The 16,443-nt window shown below is 42.9% G+C and carries 16 protein-coding genes; 10 read left to right on the top strand and 6 right to left on the bottom strand.

The window, feature by feature from the left end:
- Positions 1-332: 332 nt before the first annotated feature.
- A complete protein-coding gene (locus tag DV872_RS20305) occupies positions 333-1,109 on the bottom strand; it encodes a hypothetical protein (protein WP_114631799.1) in 777 nt (258 codons plus the stop codon).
- A 426-nt stretch (positions 1,110-1,535) separates the two neighbouring features.
- Here DV872_RS20305 and DV872_RS20300 point away from each other — a divergent pair, with 426 nt between their 5' ends.
- Positions 1,536-2,468, top strand: a complete 933-nt coding sequence (locus tag DV872_RS20300) for an alpha/beta fold hydrolase (protein ID WP_158547081.1) — start codon at positions 1,536-1,538, stop codon at positions 2,466-2,468.
- A 43-nt stretch (positions 2,469-2,511) separates the two neighbouring features.
- On the opposite strand, the gene DV872_RS20295 is transcribed toward DV872_RS20300, so the two are convergent.
- On the bottom strand, positions 2,512-3,708 hold the full coding sequence (locus tag DV872_RS20295) for a hypothetical protein (RefSeq protein ID WP_114631797.1): 1,197 nt from the start codon (positions 3,706-3,708) through the stop codon (positions 2,512-2,514).
- A gap of 88 nt (positions 3,709-3,796) precedes the next feature.
- On the opposite strand from DV872_RS20295, the gene DV872_RS20290 reads away from it, so the two are divergent.
- Positions 3,797-4,183, top strand: a complete 387-nt coding sequence (locus DV872_RS20290; RefSeq protein ID WP_114631796.1) for a hypothetical protein — start codon at positions 3,797-3,799, stop codon at positions 4,181-4,183.
- On the opposite strand, the gene DV872_RS20285 is transcribed toward DV872_RS20290, so the two are convergent.
- Positions 4,167-5,432 (bottom strand): OmpA family protein, encoded by a 1,266-nt coding sequence (locus DV872_RS20285; RefSeq protein ID WP_114631795.1) that lies wholly within the window; start codon positions 5,430-5,432, stop codon positions 4,167-4,169. The two genes, DV872_RS20290 and DV872_RS20285, sit on opposite strands and share 17 nt — an antisense overlap.
- Entirely contained in the window at positions 5,429-6,553 is a 1,125-nt protein-coding gene (locus DV872_RS20280; RefSeq protein WP_114631794.1) for a hypothetical protein, read from the bottom strand. The genes DV872_RS20285 and DV872_RS20280 overlap by 4 nt, the downstream gene beginning before the upstream one ends.
- A gap of 52 nt (positions 6,554-6,605) precedes the next feature.
- On the opposite strand from DV872_RS20280, the gene DV872_RS20275 reads away from it, so the two are divergent.
- The gene (locus DV872_RS20275; RefSeq protein WP_114631793.1) at positions 6,606-8,126 is read left to right on the top strand and encodes a hypothetical protein; all 1,521 of its coding nucleotides are present in this window, start codon (positions 6,606-6,608) and stop codon (positions 8,124-8,126) included.
- Positions 8,127-8,132: 6 nt separating this feature from the next.
- Here the strand turns inward: DV872_RS20275 and DV872_RS20270 are convergent, their stop codons facing one another.
- Positions 8,133-10,433, bottom strand: a complete 2,301-nt coding sequence (locus tag DV872_RS20270; protein ID WP_114631792.1) for an ATP-binding protein — start codon at positions 10,431-10,433, stop codon at positions 8,133-8,135.
- Positions 10,434-10,796: 363 nt separating this feature from the next.
- Between DV872_RS20270 and DV872_RS20265 the strand changes: the two genes are divergently transcribed.
- Positions 10,797-11,135 carry a helix-turn-helix domain-containing protein gene (locus DV872_RS20265; RefSeq protein ID WP_114631791.1) on the top strand — a complete coding sequence of 113 codons (339 nt, stop codon included), beginning with the start codon at positions 10,797-10,799 and terminating at the stop codon, positions 11,133-11,135.
- 6 nt (positions 11,136-11,141) lie between these two features.
- Here the strand turns inward: DV872_RS20265 and DV872_RS20260 are convergent, their stop codons facing one another.
- On the bottom strand, positions 11,142-11,447 hold the full coding sequence (locus DV872_RS20260) for an EamA family transporter (protein WP_255526131.1): 306 nt from the start codon (positions 11,445-11,447) through the stop codon (positions 11,142-11,144).
- A gap of 258 nt (positions 11,448-11,705) precedes the next feature.
- Between DV872_RS20260 and DV872_RS20250 the strand changes: the two genes are divergently transcribed.
- The 6 genes from DV872_RS20250 (at position 11,706) to DV872_RS20225 (ending at position 16,443) form a co-directional block, all read left to right on the top strand.
- The gene (locus DV872_RS20250) at positions 11,706-11,999 is read left to right on the top strand and encodes a hypothetical protein (protein WP_114631788.1); all 294 of its coding nucleotides are present in this window, start codon (positions 11,706-11,708) and stop codon (positions 11,997-11,999) included.
- 111 nt (positions 12,000-12,110) lie between these two features.
- Positions 12,111-13,319 carry a transporter substrate-binding domain-containing protein gene (locus DV872_RS20245; protein WP_114631787.1) on the top strand — a complete coding sequence of 403 codons (1,209 nt, stop codon included), beginning with the start codon at positions 12,111-12,113 and terminating at the stop codon, positions 13,317-13,319.
- 253 nt (positions 13,320-13,572) lie between these two features.
- Positions 13,573-14,784, top strand: coding sequence for a 3-oxoacyl-ACP synthase III family protein (locus DV872_RS20240; RefSeq protein WP_114631786.1), 1,212 nt, complete (start codon positions 13,573-13,575; stop codon positions 14,782-14,784).
- A complete protein-coding gene (locus tag DV872_RS20235) occupies positions 14,774-15,199 on the top strand; it encodes a VOC family protein (RefSeq protein WP_114631785.1) in 426 nt (141 codons plus the stop codon). Before DV872_RS20240 ends, DV872_RS20235 begins: the two co-directional genes overlap by 11 nt.
- Positions 15,196-15,981 carry an SDR family NAD(P)-dependent oxidoreductase gene (locus tag DV872_RS20230; RefSeq protein WP_114631784.1) on the top strand — a complete coding sequence of 262 codons (786 nt, stop codon included), beginning with the start codon at positions 15,196-15,198 and terminating at the stop codon, positions 15,979-15,981. Before DV872_RS20235 ends, DV872_RS20230 begins: the two co-directional genes overlap by 4 nt.
- A 12-nt stretch (positions 15,982-15,993) precedes the next feature.
- Positions 15,994-16,443 (top strand): hypothetical protein, encoded by a 450-nt coding sequence (locus DV872_RS20225; RefSeq protein WP_114631783.1) that lies wholly within the window; start codon positions 15,994-15,996, stop codon positions 16,441-16,443.

Genomic DNA, 16,443 nt, shown 5'->3' with positions numbered 1-16,443 from the left:
AAACAAATTGTAGCACGATGGGGTCGCTTTGCGGCCCCTTTTTACATTTAAAGACTTTCGAATAATTGTTTTGAAAAAGAAAAGGGCTGTCGCTTTAGTCTAATTAGACTTTTGCAACAGCCCCTTTTTTTTCAAATCAGGATTCATAAGATCCTGTCAAATCTCAAAAGAGATCTGTATAATATCTATAAAAAAATACTTCCATAGATTGTCGGACTACTCTCATCATTCATACTCAAATCTCCTTAATATGCGGATTTTTGTTCCAATGAACTTACTTATAAGATAATACGAAATCCCTCTAACTGCAAATTAATTCGCCGATTTTCCATCTACTGCCGCAGGGAAAACTCTTTATTGAAGGATTTCTGGAATGCGTTAAAAATAAAGAAACGTACCTTCTCTTTCACCTTAGCCTGAGCATCAGCCTTGAAAAGAAACACATAGACAGATTGTTCACCGCTGACTACGCGGGAACCAATTAGAATAACATCGGTATTGACAATTACCCCTCTCAGACGCATCTGTGTATTTCTTATCAGCTGATTCTGAACCAGGCCCTGATGCGCACCCAGAGTACAAGACATTCCGACTGAACTGATATCCAATATTTCTCCGTTGACCTGTGTATCAAACAGAGAAAAATTGACTGCAGCCCGATCTTCAAGATTGCATTGATAACGGATATATTTGCGGCGACCCTTAACCTCATTGGCTTTGAGAACCTTCATCATCATATCCGAAGCAGCCTTTGTCCCCTGCTTAAGCTGAATAAACCCGCAGCTGACTCCAAGATCAAGGAGGTAGTACTGAACCTGTTCCGGATCTGTAATTTTGAATGACATTATCCCTATCTGAATACCAGGATTAACTGAATTCAAATTTTCTATAAAGATCTGCCACTCGTTTTCCACCTGTACAGCATCCACATTTATGAAGAAGATAGTATCCGGATATTTGGCAACAATCGCGGGTATTTTCTGATGATCCATAAGAACATAGACCTCAAGCTCCTCATCTGTGAGGATCTCCATAATCGGCCCTTTTACAAGATCGGGAGGATTTACAAATACAATCTTTTTCCCGAGGAAGTCAATATTAACGCTCATTGTGTCTGCCCCCCGCAGTACTATTCCGCCTATAGCATCAATTTTAGATTCTCTTAATTCCACTGAAACCGGACTGGATATTTACAGTTACCATGTTGAGCTCTTCCGAGGCTTTCAAAGCCTCCCGGCTGGCGGTATTCAATTATTCAATTGAGTGACCGATTTCAGAAAAAGAATTATTCATATCTTCAATTTCCCTATTGATTTCATCAAAGACATCTAATGTTTTCTTAAAAATTGCCGTCTGTTTCCGACACAGTATCTACAATATCATATTAATTAATACTTACCTGATATTTAGTTTCACAATCACTCCATTTCTTTTAACTGACAATGCTTAAAGTATCAGTTAAACTGAGTATGACTACAATTAGAAAAAACATTAATAAAAACTCACTTCAAGATAAAGCTCAAAAGGAAAATGTCATGGCTGTAAATCTGAAGAGAACTTTGATTATGTTAACAACACTTATCGTACTTCTCCTTATAATATCATTGATCAGTCCGGAAAAAAAGTCACTGAATAACACTGTAAGAGAGCAGTCGGGAAATGATTATGTAAAGCTCTCCGAGGGCTGGACAGAATATGAGATCGACGGTCCGGAAAATGCTCCTGCCGTGATACTTATCCACGGTCTTTCGGTAGCAATGTATGACTGGGACAGGCAGTATCAGGTTCTTGTTGATGAGGGATACCGGGTTCTCCGATATAACCATTATGGACGGGGACTTTCAGACCGCCCCCGGAATAAATATGACAGCAGCCGCTATGTCCGGCAGCTCAAGGAACTGATGGACGCTCTTGATATTGATCAGGCTTATCTTGTAGGTCACTCAATGGGAGGGCTCGTGACTGCGGCTTTTGCGGCTGAACATCCTGATAAAGTGATGCGCCAGATACTGATATCCCCTGCTCTGCATATGGCAGAGAATAACTCAGGAGTAACCCTGGTCCGCATACCCATTCTGGGAGATCTGATGGCAATATCCATCCTGCCCCGTATTCTGACAGAACGGGCAGAAAAGCTATTCAGACATTCCGGTATCAGCGAATCAGAAGCCTATGTAAATGCTTTTACAAGTCAGACCGGATACAGAGGTTTTTCCAGGTCAGTAAAATCTCTTTTCAGGAATAATATGATGGAAGATTTCTCTGATACATATGCCCGGCTTCAGGGGGATCGAACCCTACTGATATGGGGCGGCAATGACGGTTCTGTGCCTGCGAAACATACTGAAAAAATTATATCAGTTCTACCGGGAATTCACACAGCATTTCTTGAAGGCTGCGGCCATATGCCGAATATGGAAGAGGCAGAAAAAGTGAACTCCCTCATTCTTGATTTTCTCCGGAAATAAATTAAAATTAATAGATACAAACTGCCGGATACGTGGACTGAGATCAGTACTCGGCCTCGATACTTAGAAAGAATCCTCCGCCTATAACCTCATCCCCCAGGATCTCTGTCTTGTCAAAGGCTCCCTTGGTATAAGCTGCCGGAGCTCCTGTATTATGATCACTGTAACCTGAATACAGAGAAAAAGGGCCCAGTTCCAGACAGAACCCCGCCTCATAGGAGAGCCCGGGAGAATCAAGAATGCCGAGGCCTGCAACGGCTCCGATCAGGCCGAAGTATTTATTCATCATACTCTGTACATCAAGACCAAAATTCATAAAACTGCCCTCTCCTGTGCTGGAGAGAATCATACCGTTACTTCCCGAAAGGTTGGCCGTCATTCCGGCCAGCAGGGGTATCTCAAAACCAGCCGCCCATTCAGCCTGCATGATATCATCACTGTCCCGGTCATACATGAGAAAATATTCAGTCATACCGAATCCGAAGATATCAATTCCGGCAAAACTCAACAGCAGTGTACCCCCTATCCCCAGAGTCATTGCGCTGTCCGGATCGCTATAAATCCGATTGTTCTCAAGATTAGAATGGGAGTCGTAGAAAAGCTGCATGGAAGAGCTCGTAAAATGGATCAGTGAGCCCCAGGAAATACCTCTATGATCATTCTCCAGATAGAATGCTCCGAAGCAGTCGGGAACAGAAATATCCTCAAACGAAAAGGAGGCCGGATTTACCGCTGCTGTAAGATAGTAGTTTTCACCGAACTGCAGCCGGGTTCTGAAATTGAAGCCGTCAATTCCGGAGGTAGTGGAGTGCTCAAATCGGTAGCGGGTATGTTCAAATCTTAATACCTCCTGGCTGCTTCCATATCCGAATTTCAGATTCAGGGGAACAGAGGGATTAAGACCGCTCTCCTGGAGCACATCGGATTCCAGGTAAAACATAGTTCTGTTGAAATCATCCTCAAGTTCAAAAAAACCTGAAGGGCTGTCGGTCCAGGCGGCGTTATAACCTTTCAATGGATTCAGCTCCAGACGGGCGGCAAAACGACTGTATTCTGTGAATGCGACCTCCACTGTGAAACCAAGTTCATCTGCCAGATTATATGCACTTCCGTCATTCTCTATTTTTAAGCTGTCCCTGAGAACTGCTCCGCCTTTAAAACTCGGATATTCCGCAAAAACAGGAAGAGATGAAAAAAATAGTATAAGAAGTATAAACAGAGGAAGATTTTTTTTATTCATAATCCGGCCTTTTTTCGAGATAGGATATTATATAATATAAGTTCATAAGAATGTATGGATTTATTATATATTCAGATAAAGGTTGTATATGAAGAGATCTGCCATATCCCTGGCATTGTTGTTATTACTGATCATTACTCTCTCTGCGGATGAAACGAAAACAAAGGATGATTTCATTCCGGCCCCGCCGACAGAGCAGCCTCTCACAGATTTTCTACCAAAAAAAATGAATCCTGAAACCGGTCTCTGGATATCTTCCGCAGGAGCTTTATTCGGTATGAGCCTGGCAACTGTTGTCAGCTACAATACATTCAGCAGAGCTTTGGATGATCCCCGACAACAGGATATGCAGATGGGAGTGCCCCTCCTTGGTATATGCCTTGCCGGTACAGTTGTATCTACCGTTCTGATTGACTATTTTCTGGATCAAATCAGAGAAAACAAGAAGAATGAAAGAGCTATTTCAAAAGAATAAATTCAACCCTTCTGTTTCTCCATCGGTTCTGTTCATCCTCAAAGGGGATAAGAGGGAATTCTCCTCCCCGTCCAGCGACATCCAGCCTCAGTAGGGGAATGCCTTCTTCTGCGAGAACATCTCTGACAGCAGCAGCACGTGATTCTGATAATGGAAGAAGAACTTCCTTCTGCTCTATGGCGGCCAGTTCATCCGAACTCCAGTGAATTAGATTTCCATGACCTTCAATAAGGATTCTATATTCGGGAAACTTCCATAGAGTGGCTGCAATTTTCCTGATAATCTCCCTATTCTGCTCTACCTCTTCGTCTGTCAATCTGGAAAAATCGGAGGATCCGGGTGGGAAAATAATCCCGGGGACTCGAATCTTCAGCTTTCCATTTTCTCTGAAAACAAAAACATCTGTAATAAAACTGCCTTCTCTCATAATTCTGTATCCCAGAATATCAAAGAGTTCAAGTTCAAGGGAAAAGTCTGCAGCCGATGAAACCAGAATATTATTTGAAGCATAACCGTCCCAGCTGATAGCAGGGGGGGGTGCTCCCTTTCCACTCTGCGAATAGATTTGAACACCAGTCTTATCAAATATCCGGAAAGTCCATTTTTTTACGGATGATGGATTCTCAATAATCGGAACAAGCTCAAGTACATCGGCCTCTCCATCACCGTCAGGAGAAAAGATTTCCGGCCTGACCAGAAGCTCCAGATCAACAGGAGGCACAGACCTTTTAAAGGGAATAGAGTGCTTTACCCCCAGGTTTATGGAAAGATAAGGAGGCAGTTCAGAGCTGAAAGGAAAGGATAGGGACGTTTCCAGACTCAGATAATTTCGCTTATACAGATGCATATCAAACATAGCCGAAGCTGCAATGGATGCCTTCATGGATATTCCTGATTCCTCCAGGGGCCAGTACATTGAAAATACTGCTCCCGGATAAAAACTGAAAAGTTCTCCCAGAGGCACTCTGTATCCTCCTTTCAGACTGAAATAAGGAAAAGGCAGTGCCTGGGAGTTATCATCACTCAAAAAACCATATCCCCCGGCAAGCCCCATTCTGACACGGGGGATAAAATCTACCACAGAGAGCCCGGTTTCTATCCCTCCTCCGATTTTACCTTCTCCAAGAGGCAGGAAGAATCCTGAAAAGAACTCCGGAACAACTGAATAAGTCCTGCCGGGATAAATGTCCTGTGCAGTGAGTGAAGATGCTAAAATTATCAGAATCCAAATCAAAATCCGCCGCTTCATAAGCTGACCCCGAGAGAGATCCCGCTGCTCAAGCCTTTGCCGGGAAGAATGAGGATTGGAATATTGATAAACATCCTGCTTATATCAAACTGGATTCCCGTAAAAAAATATCCGAGAAAAGGTCTGGGTGACGATCCTTCCACCGAACCATCAACAGAAATACTGCCCGGAACGTCTACAAGATCTCCCAGATAGCCCAGAACCGTAACTTCATTATCCCCGGAGAGAAGAATATCAGTTCTACCAAAGGAGAGATTGCATCCGGCTCCCAGATAAAAATGAAAACTGTTAAAAAGGCTTACTCCTGTGGTGGCGGAAAATGAGAAGCATCCGATATTAGACCGCATCCCGATATCAAGAACGGGGTCCAGAAGAATGGAGACGTCCTGAGGCGGAAGAGGTCCGTTCCCGTCAGGATCAGCTTCAAATTCTCTTATGATCTCTCCCACAGGAATATTGGTACCAACATCATGAAATCCATAGGCCCCTCCGCCCTGAATATATACAGGAGTCCAGCTGAGTCGATCCTCTCTGCCAAGATCTTTGAAAACAGCATAACCAAGGGCCGTCTGCAGAAAGAAATCCTTTAGATAATAATCTTCACTCTTAACATCTGAATAGCCGATTGAAGCAAAGAGAGACAGCCTGGGCAGTACTTTCTCAAGAGGGAATGTGAAGCTGCCGTTGATAAGTCTGGCACTTCCTCCAAACTCAAAATCCTCTTCTGGATTGAGTTCAGACAATCGGTCAGAGATCAGTTGAACATCCAGAGTATAGGAGTAGAGTGAGGCATAGGCTCCAAGAGAAAAGGAGTAAGTTGATGCAAGAGGTTGAGTTCCCAGCATAGGGAGGGTGGCAGACATACTGACAGCGGAGCCGAAGGCTCTGGTAAACTCTGGTTTCTCAAGAAAATTATTTACAAGATTCTCGATTTCAACTGCAGCGTCACCTATGTTCTCCGCAAGGAGCGCTTCCAGCTCTTCCATCCCGTCTCTCAACTGGGGTACAGCTATCTCCACCTGGATCTCTGCCCCCAGGCAGGCAGGAAATACCAGTATAAACAAGAGTATCAAGAATCTGAAAAGATTCTCCATAATAGGCTGTGCCCTTTTGATTTCCATGCAGATAAGAGATATATTAATACATACTATGTCATTAATAAAGGTAAAGACGATGAAACAGTCATTAGCCGTATATTTTATGTTAAGCGCACTTTTCCTGCAGAGCTGTTCATTGGACTTCCTGGACGAAGATTCTCCCACAGACAGTGCATCAAGTTATACCCGCTACGATTCCGAGGGAGATATCCTCTATTGTTATGACAGTGAGGACAATCTGAAATGGATTGAGTACTATGATTATAACAGTCAGGGACAGTGCATCTTTATTAAGCATACCCTCCCCTCCGGCACAGTTCTCTGGTCCTACGTCTATGAATGGACCGGTTCAGACCTGGTGACTGAAGCCTATTATGACAGCGGGAATACACTCTCCTGGTTCAACGGATATTCCTACACAGGCGGCAGCCCTGTAATGAAGAGCAAATATAACGGCAGTTCAGCTCTTCAATCTTTCCAGACTTGGACCTACAACGGAACGGGCAAGGTCCTGACAACAGGCAGTTACAGCGCCTCATCTGCCCTGCAGTGGGCCTATAAGCATGCATATGACGGCTCGGACAACACAACATTGACCTCCATCTATGGGAGTGATTCACTTAGAGACGCCTATATAGTTTATGACTATGACGGAAGCAGCCGAAAGACCAGGGCCACAGGTTATGGTTCTGCAACGGCCTCCGGCAGCTATGAAGCACCCTGTGAAATTCCGGGCTTCCCGACATACGGCGGAGTGAACACAAGCAGCAGAAATGATACAGGCATATCGGTACCAGGAAAACCCGCGGCGCCCTCTGCCCCTGGCTTGAGTCTGACTGACAGCCCAGTCTCCTATGCATGGATGAGTCTCTGGTTTTTTGACTCCTACGGATACACATCGGCTACTCTGAATTCTTCCTACCTGCCCATTGAGCTGGTCAGATCAGCACCTGATTACCTGAACGGACATCCACTTGAGGCAGACCTCAGTTATGACAGCAGCAAGCGTCTGACAAGAAAGACAACAATGTGGAATGGTGAAACAGTTCTTGATCTGGTATTCGGATACGACGGCGATGGTTACCTGAACAGCCTGGATACAAGGGGCAGAAGCCTTTATATCCCCCTCCGCTATACAATCGGCTACACTCCTATTAATGATTACAAAGTACCCGCAGAATTGAAGATCTATAATGAGTCCACCCTTCTGCAGAAATTTGTCTATGCCTACAGTGGAAGCCTCGGCAGTGCTGAAGAGTATGCAAAAGGAATCTCAACCATCACCCATTACGATGGTGACGGTGTTCTGGTAGGTACATACACTTTCACATACAGCGATCCGCTTTTAACAATCGATGTAACAGACAGCTCAGCCGTATATACGGGCCGTTTCGAGTTGACCTATGATGGGGACGGCAAGAATGCATCCTTCAGCAGTTATGACAAGGACGGCAATACAGTATGGAGCTATCAGTTCCGTTATGAAGGAGACAGTCGGGTATCTGAAGCAGTTCATGATGAAAACAATCTGCCCGATGCAGGGGACTTCTTCAGCGTGGAATCACTCTTTGTAGATTTAGGCCGTTTTTTCCCTTAACGGGGATCAGTGGAGAATCTCATCAAGCAGTTTCCCGAGTTCCTCTGTAAGAAAGGGCTTCTGAATAAACCCGGAAAGCCCATCGGCTCTCATTTCACTAAGATTTTCATCCTTTGTAAATCCCGATGAAATAACAAATAGGCAGGTAGGATTAATCTCTCTTATCTTATAAAAAAGATCTTTGCCATTCATCCTTGGCATTATCATATCACTGAGAACGATTGATATATGGCTTTGTTCCTTTTTATAGACTTCAAGTCCTTCTATTCCGTCCCTGGCCAGCAATACGTTATAACCCATTTTTTTAAGAAGGGGTTCGGCTGTAAGGCGTATAATCTCTTCATCATCAATAAGGAGTATGGTACCGCTCCCTTTTTTAAGAGCAGATTCTTTGTGAATCTGAACTCTGATTTCCTGCTTTGAGCAGGGCAGGTAAAGATGAAAAACCGTCCCGTTGCCAAGTTCACTTTCGACCTTTACAGCTCCCTTATGATTCTGCATTGCCCCATATACAGAGGAGAGACCCAGACCGGTACCTGTTCCATGCTCCTTTGTTGTATAAAAAGGTTCAAAAATTTTCCCCAGAGAATCGGGAGGTATTCCTACACCCGTATCCGATACTGCCAGGTCAATAAATTCACCGGGAAGCAGATTAAATGGACTTACTCTACAGTAGTACTCATCAAAAAAAAGATTTCTTGTACTCACCGTCAGCACTCCACCATCTTTCATAGCATGTGAAGAATTAATCGCCAGATTCATCAGAGCGTTTTGTATGGTTGAATAATCCCCGGAAAAAATTGGTTTATCTGCAGTATTTTCACAATGGATAATTATTCTTCGATCAAGAGTCCTTTCCAAAAGAGCCAGAGTTCCATTTATGATTTCATGGATATTAACTGACGTGGAACTGATGCTGTCTTTTCTGCCGAAAGTAAGGAGCTTGGAGGTTAAATCTGCAGCCTTACTGGAAGCATCCAGAATAAGATTCAGATATTTCACACTCTTATCATCTTTAGAATCAATCATGGTCTGCAGGAGAGATGCTGCTCCTGTAATTCCAGCTAACATGTTGTTAAAATCATGGGCTATACCACCGGCAAGCTGCCCTATAGCATCCATCTTCTGTGCCTGAACAAGTTGCTCCTCTAATAAGGTTTTGTCGGTCACATCATCTATGCGGATAACAGCCCCCTGCTCATCAATACTCTTAAGGGGATAGATGGTAATATCATCATAATTAACCATATCTCCTTCACTCCGAACCTGCTGAGGGTAGAACTGAACGATACCTTTCTGAATGCCTGACAGTATACTGAGTAGATCAATATCAGGAAATGGAAAGATCTGATCCAGAGGCTGTCCTACAGCTGAGGATGAAGGTATCTTCGTCAGTTCGACAGCCCTGCTGTTCCACTGAGTGACTATACCCTCTGTATCAATTCCGATCAGAACCGACGGCATGGACTCAATAACACTGACAATATAATTACGTGCTTTCTGCAGCTCACCCTCAATCTTCTTCCGCTCAGTATTCTCATGATTCAGATCTTCAAGCTTCTGTTTTATAGAGCTCTGCATATTTTTAAAACTCTGAGCAAGTACCCCGATCTCGTCCCTGCTTGTTATAGCGATGTGATGATCCAGCTCACCTTCTGCCATCTTTTGAGAGATTTCTGTCAGCCTCACAACCGGCTTAATAAAATTTACAAGCAATATTGTCAGAACCGGCAGGATCAAAATCATGAACATCAGCATAACCACCAGCAGCATGCTGATAAAACTGCGTGCGTCCCGATATTTTTCACTGACAGGAACTGTATAACAGACAAGCCAGCCCCAGGGAGCAAACTCCTGATAGATATACCACTTATCAACACCCATAAATTGGGTTGTGAACTGACCCTGATGAGGAGCAGGCATTAATTCCGTCCAGTTATATTGATCCAGGAGATCACTGTCCTTCGGAACTGTCGGATGTAAAATAACTTTGAATTCATGGTCCACAATAAAAGGATAGACAGTAAGTTCATCTTCGCTGTAGTAGGCTTTACGAAACTGTGAAAGTACCGAATTCTGGAAGTCATCCACATTGGCCTCTACAAGGCCTGTTTTCTGAAGACGTTGCTCAGTACGGTCCAGCTCACTCCATATCAGTTCCAGCTTCTCATGATAAATTTCTGTCTGACTCTTATCCAGGATTTTATTCAGCTGTTTGTCAGCAATAAATAAAATAGAGAGAAGGGTGATGATATAAGTTCCAATAATAAGAAAGAGCAGTTTTGCTGTAATAGACCTGAAATGCACTATTCAGACTCCTCCCCGGGGGTATCATTCAAGAATACAGCATTTTCCATAATATCCGAAGAAAATTTAATTCCTATTTTATTTACAAATGTCATGTTTGCCAAAAGCTTGTGCTGCTGGTTTTGTATAATTAGACCATCAGCATATTCTGGCAGTATCTCAACAGCCTATACCAAAGGATCAAGCTCTATCATTCTGTTCGAGCATGAGATTGATTATGAAAGAGTAGTTAAAAGCAGCAGAAAGCTGAGAAGCCAAATGGCTTAATCGCTTTTTAACAACTTACTCCGCCACTTTAAGTGGCGAACAGAATCCGCCGAAGGGCTTTTGAGGAATTATCCCGGGGGATAGATAATTAAATTAATGATGGGAGAATATAAACAGGATAAAGTGCGGGGTGTTTTAGCAGTCAATCTCAAAAGATACCGCTCAGCCCTGGGACTGTCTCAGGAGAAATTTGCTGAGAAAGTATCTCTGGGACACAGCATGATAGCAGCCATTGAAAATCAGAAGAAATTCCCCTCTTCCGACTCTCTGAATGAGATCTGTTCTTTTCTTAATATTGAACCCTACCAGCTCTTCCTCCCTGAAAATCTTACAGAAAACGATTCTGTATCAGAACTGGGCAGTTTACGAGAAAGGATGAAAGAAGATCTGAACACCTTAGTGAACGACAGGTTCAGAGAATTTATCACTAAATAACATTAATCAGCTACCGGATTTCTTCTCAAAGGTTGTCAGCAGTATCCCACTCACAATCACTATGATACAGAAAAAATGATACAGTCTTATCTCCTCACCCAGAAACAATGAAGCAAATATTCCGCCATACAGAATAGCAATACCCAGAACCTTACGAAGAGATATTTTTTCTTTAAGAAAGATTCGTGAGAATATCACAATAAAAACTGGAGCGGTTATGGCGAGTATGGACTTATTGATAGCCGTTGTACTATGCCCGGCTATATAGATAAATGAATTGAACATAGAGATGCCAAGAATGGAAGCGCACAAAAATATCCGGAAATCAGGGAAGACCGCTTATCCATTTTTAATTCTCCTTAGAGCTATTTTACAGAGTTTTGGATTAACTGACGACAATAATAGACCTCTGAGCTGCGGCCTGATATCTGAGATTTCCAAAAGGAACGACTCATTCTTCTTATATCCTCAGGGCACAGATTATGGTAATATTATCTGTGTCTGGAATGAAATGGTCTTCAAGATTTCTGTAGAATCCATCACCGGCAAGGCAAATAGAGGTTAGATTAAATGTTAAAAGAAGAAGATCTGGAAAGAGTCAGCGGCATAGCCCGTTATCATGAAAGAATGTGGATCGAAAGAGATGATGATGGAAAAATCAAACAGGTTTATGACCTGAACTTCGACCCTATTGATAAGACAATGCTCCATAGATCCTTTGAAAGCAATACACAGGAAGATGGATTCACTTACAAGGGAGAGTTTATACCTCTTGAGAATTCCAGAGATATTGCCAAAAAACGCTCGCAGGGATATCAGAGGCGAAACAGAGGTCATAACCCTGAAGATGTACTTCAAAGCTGAAAGTTATACCGGACAACCCATGAAACCTGACTACTCAGTCAGGTTCTGATATAATTACTGGAAACTCAAGCCTTTTAAACCTAGAGTTTGTGATACAGGAATTAGTAGGTCATGAAAAATAAAAAGACATCTTCATCAACATTCTTTATAGCAATACTCTGCATCTCTTTTTATTTATCTCCCACGCTACTATTCTCACAAGACTCAGAAGATTCGGAAGAAGCCTATAAGCTTTTCATCAATCTGAATGAAGAGGAGAAACAATGGATTGAAGAACATCAACGTTTAAGGATCAGCGGTCCAAGAAGTTTTCCTCCATTTCATTCCTTTGATGAACAGGAAAACCCACAAGGAATAGCTGCAGACTATATCAGGATTATTTTTGATAATCTGGGGATAGAGCTGGAGGTTCAACCCAACCTGCCCTGGCCTGAAGTCTTGAAAAGAAGCAGGAATAAGGAACTTGATATAATCGCCTGTTCTGCAAAAAGTGCAGACCGCGAAGAGTATCTGCTGTTCACAAATCCTCACCTCTCATTTCCTCTGGTTATAATATCCCGTGAAGATTCACCTTTTATTGCAGACCTGAATGATCTTACAAATATGAAAGTGGCTCTGCTGAATCAGAATATAATAACAGACTGGCTTAAACGAGATGGGATCGAAGTGACTCCCTACCCTGCCGAATCACCTCTTGATGCCCTTAAAGCTGTATCAACCGGCAAGGCCGAAGCCTATATAGGAAATCTTGCGACCTGCAGTTACCTGATTAATGAGTATGGACTGATGAATCTTAAAGTAGCAGCTCCCACTGAATACGGGAACTACAATCTGTTCATAGCCGTAAGAGACGATTGGCCGGAACTGGTCTCCATCCTTAATAAGAGTCTTGATGCCATAAGCCCTGAACTGCATACAGCACTTCGCAGCAACTGGCTTTCAATTAAGTATGAGTTCGGCATCACACCGGGAGATATAATCAGAACTATTCTGATAGTTGCTGGAATAGCCGCTGTAATTCTGTTGATTATCTTAAGATGGAACCGTCTTCTGAGAAAAGAAATCGACACAAGAAAGAAGGCTGAAAAGGAACTCAAAGCTGCCTTTGAAGATATAAAGACATTGACCGGATTACTCCCGATCTGTGCACATTGCAAGAATATCCGGGACGATAAGGGCTACTGGAAAAAAATAGAGAGCTACTTTGAAGACCATACTGAGATCTCCTTTTCACACAGTCTTTGCCCGGACTGTATAAGTGAATTATACGGGGATGAAGATTGGTATATTAAAGAGAAAAAAGAAAAAGATAAAATATGAGTAATGATTAAAACCGATTCATGAGCCAGTTTTTTATCACATTTTTCAGATGATTATGAAATCCATATATATAATGGAAACGAACAAATGTCTCTTAATGTGACATCAATATCACCGATTTATATAGTAAAAACCCACTATTTTAAGAAATTTTAATTAAATAGAGCCACTGGAGACTTTATTCTCATACCTGCATTCAACTACAATAAATCTCATTTTTTTATTATTGTTTTAATGTTAATTGGAGATAAAAATGTCACAACTAAAGAATGCCGGACTGATCAGTATGGGTGGATTTCTGCCCGCAAAAGAAGTCCCTGCCAATAAAAAAGATAATCTTGTTAAGTTTTTAAGAAAAGAAACTCTGCTGCACCACGAATATATTGATGCAATCGACCAGAACGGCCGCATGCCTGGAAGAGTCGAGACCAATTATGACGGATGGGAATCTCAGCCCTGGTATGATGAATGGGTATCCAGGCTACCGCCGAAAAAACAGTCGAATCCCTTTCAGGGAGCCGTTGAACGAAGACGTGTTCCCATGGATCCCGTTTCAATTAAAAAATCCATTCACCCCCATCCCATGCTTTCTTCTGATGCAGAAACCCTGGCGGCTGCAAAAGCCATATACAATGCCGGAATAGATAAAGACGAAATTGATCTGGTTCTCTGTTCTTCCCTTGTACCCGATCTTTCTGTTCCCCAAAACGCCTCGCTTGTTCAACATAAACTGGGTCTTAAAAATGCAGGAGCCATTAACGTTGATACCTGTTGTTCTTCCTTCATAACAATGATGGAAATTGCAATGAATTATGTCAGATGCGGAGCCAAGAAAAAGGTTCTGATTGTCGGAAGTTCACTGGACTCTCTCATTAATGATAAAACGACCTACTACAGTGTCTATATCGGAGATGGTGCAGTAGCAGGAATCGTTGGAGAAGTTGAAAACGGATACGGTTATATCTCCTCCCACTCCCACAGTATCGGAAAACGTCACAAGGCTATCATCTTCCAGAAAAGAGCGCCGAAGCTTCTGATTCCCACATCACAGGGACCTAATTATGAACAGGAATTTGTAACTTTTTATGACAAAGACATGCAGAAGGAAATTGCTCATGAGACCCAGAACGATATTATGAGGGTCAGCAGTAAGATGTTTGAGAAAACAAAATATACAGAAAAAGACATAGATTTTCTGATTACACACCAGCCCGTTCCCTGGACTCCCGAGTCCTGGCGAGAATGCCTGGGTGTTCCCAAAGACAAAATCTATCAATCCTGGGAAAAATATGGAAATATTGCCGTAGCCTCATCTGCTGTGAACCATATGGAAGCAATTGAAAAGGGTCTTATGAAGGCCGGTGATAAAACCATGATTGTATCTTCTGGTGTAGGAGAAAATCATATTGCTCTATTTCACAGGATTTCTCCAAAACTGGTTGAAAACGTAAAGCATGAGTGCTGAAATTGATCATATAGCGATTAAAGTATCTGACATTGAAGAGTTTAGTGCAGGGCTTATTAACCTGGGCTACACTCTCCAATCTTCAGGACAATATGATGAAGTGGGAATGAAGATCGCCTTTCTGGGAACCGAATCTTCCGGTAAATCCGAAAAGATGGAACTCCTTGAAGTCACTGATCCCACAAGTCCTATCGCTGCTGATCCTGACGGTCTTCATCATCTTGCAGTTTCTGTCTCCGATATCGAAGCCAGCTATGAGATGATGAGCCGGAGTCCCCTCTATTCTGTAGAGGGAAATATCAGACAGGGTGCTCACTGTCGTATATTCTTTTTCAGGATGGCCGGAACTGAGCAGCCTCTCTTTGAGTGCTGTGAAGAGACTGTCGGACTCAATGTTGATAAGGAAAATAAATGAACCTTGATCTTTCAGGCAAAACAGCTCTTATTACCGGAGGAGCAGGAGGCATCGGCCGTGCCATCAGCCAAACCCTCGCAGAAGCCGGAGCCCGGGTCATCATAGTCTGCCGGGATTCGATCAAAGCAGAAGAGACCAAGGCTCTGATTGAAAAAAAGGATGCACAGGCTGAGTATTATATTCTGAATCTTGCAGATGAGCAGGATAGAGAAGAAGGACTGAACCGTATCCTAAAGGAACATGGCAGAATAGATATTCTTGTAAACAATGCAGGGATTTCAGGCCATATGGGCCCGGTTGCCGACACACCACTGAAGGAACTGCAATCAGTACTGGACGTTAACCTTGCAGCCCCTTTTCATCTGGCACAGAAGGTAATTCCTTCAATGCAGAAACAGGGCTTCGGACGTATCATCAATATCAGTTCGGTTGCCCCCAGGGTAAATCCGGCATATTCTGTTACCTACAACATGAGTAAAGCAGGATTAAATTCATTCACAGCATCCCTCTCTAGAGAGGTAGCTGCACATGGAATAACTGTAAATGCACTGGCCCCCGGTCTTGTAATGACCGATAGAATTAAAACAAAAAGACTTCCGGGACTGGCTGCCGAAAGCGGAAAGGCCGAAGAAGAGATACTGAATGGAATGAAATCCAAATCAGATACGAGGGAACTGACAACAGAAGCAGAACTCGCAGAAACAGTTCTCTTCCTATGTTCCGGTTCAGCAAAAAATATCAGCGGAGAGGTTATTGAAATTTCCGGTGGATATCAGGGATAAGAGGAGAGCAACATGGTGAATTACAACAAATTTAAAGAGTTTATGGAGCAGTACTTCAAGGATTACAGTCAGTATGCCCAGGACGCCGAAACAATGTCCAGGATGGATAAATACTGGACCGAAGATATCAAAGTAACAGCCTATTTCCAGCTGCCCGGCGGTGAGTATCCTTTCAAAATGGATAACCGCAGAGTTTGGCAGGACTTTCTAATCAAAGGACATCTTACAATATGGGAGAATCTCAGTCCTACTGATATGATGCTTGATCCTGTCCAGCTTAAAACGTCCTCAATGCTGAAGGTTGTTAAATTTGACAGAACCACAAACAAGGAATTGGTTAATCTGGATGGAATCGGCTATTATACCCTTATAGAGAATGAAGATGGCTCCCTTCAGATAAAGAGTCTTGATTTCTTTACCGGAGATGCCGGCACCTTTGCCAGTCTCTATACACAGGAATAA

It is taken from the genome of Oceanispirochaeta sp. M1 (assembly GCF_003346715.1).
GTDB lineage: Bacteria > Spirochaetota > Spirochaetia > DSM-2461 > DSM-2461 > Oceanispirochaeta.
The sequence above is the reverse complement of the archived record's forward strand: the minus strand, read 5'-3'. Positions and strand labels throughout refer to the sequence as shown.

Bases quoted from the DNA above. Each gene is read 5' to 3' on its own strand.
- DV872_RS20305 (WP_114631799.1), bottom strand. From the start codon at position 1,109: ATGAGCGTTAATATTGACTTCCTCGGGAAAAAGATTGTATTTGTAAAT.
- DV872_RS20300 (WP_158547081.1), top strand. From the start codon at position 1,536: ATGGCTGTAAATCTGAAGAGAACTTTGATTATGTTAACAACACTTATC.
- DV872_RS20295 (WP_114631797.1), bottom strand. From the start codon at position 3,708: ATGAATAAAAAAAATCTTCCTCTGTTTATACTTCTTATACTATTTTTT.
- DV872_RS20290 (WP_114631796.1), top strand. From the start codon at position 3,797: ATGAAGAGATCTGCCATATCCCTGGCATTGTTGTTATTACTGATCATT.
- DV872_RS20285 (WP_114631795.1), bottom strand. From the start codon at position 5,432: ATGAAGCGGCGGATTTTGATTTGGATTCTGATAATTTTAGCATCTTCA.
- DV872_RS20280 (WP_114631794.1), bottom strand. From the start codon at position 6,553: ATGGAAATCAAAAGGGCACAGCCTATTATGGAGAATCTTTTCAGATTC.
- DV872_RS20275 (WP_114631793.1), top strand. From the start codon at position 6,606: ATGAAACAGTCATTAGCCGTATATTTTATGTTAAGCGCACTTTTCCTG.
- DV872_RS20265 (WP_114631791.1), top strand. From the start codon at position 10,797: ATGATGGGAGAATATAAACAGGATAAAGTGCGGGGTGTTTTAGCAGTC.
- DV872_RS20250 (WP_114631788.1), top strand. From the start codon at position 11,706: ATGTTAAAAGAAGAAGATCTGGAAAGAGTCAGCGGCATAGCCCGTTAT.
- DV872_RS20245 (WP_114631787.1), top strand. From the start codon at position 12,111: ATGAAAAATAAAAAGACATCTTCATCAACATTCTTTATAGCAATACTC.
- DV872_RS20240 (WP_114631786.1), top strand. From the start codon at position 13,573: ATGTCACAACTAAAGAATGCCGGACTGATCAGTATGGGTGGATTTCTG.
- DV872_RS20235 (WP_114631785.1), top strand. From the start codon at position 14,774: ATGAGTGCTGAAATTGATCATATAGCGATTAAAGTATCTGACATTGAA.
- DV872_RS20230 (WP_114631784.1), top strand. From the start codon at position 15,196: ATGAACCTTGATCTTTCAGGCAAAACAGCTCTTATTACCGGAGGAGCA.
- DV872_RS20225 (WP_114631783.1), top strand. From the start codon at position 15,994: ATGGTGAATTACAACAAATTTAAAGAGTTTATGGAGCAGTACTTCAAG.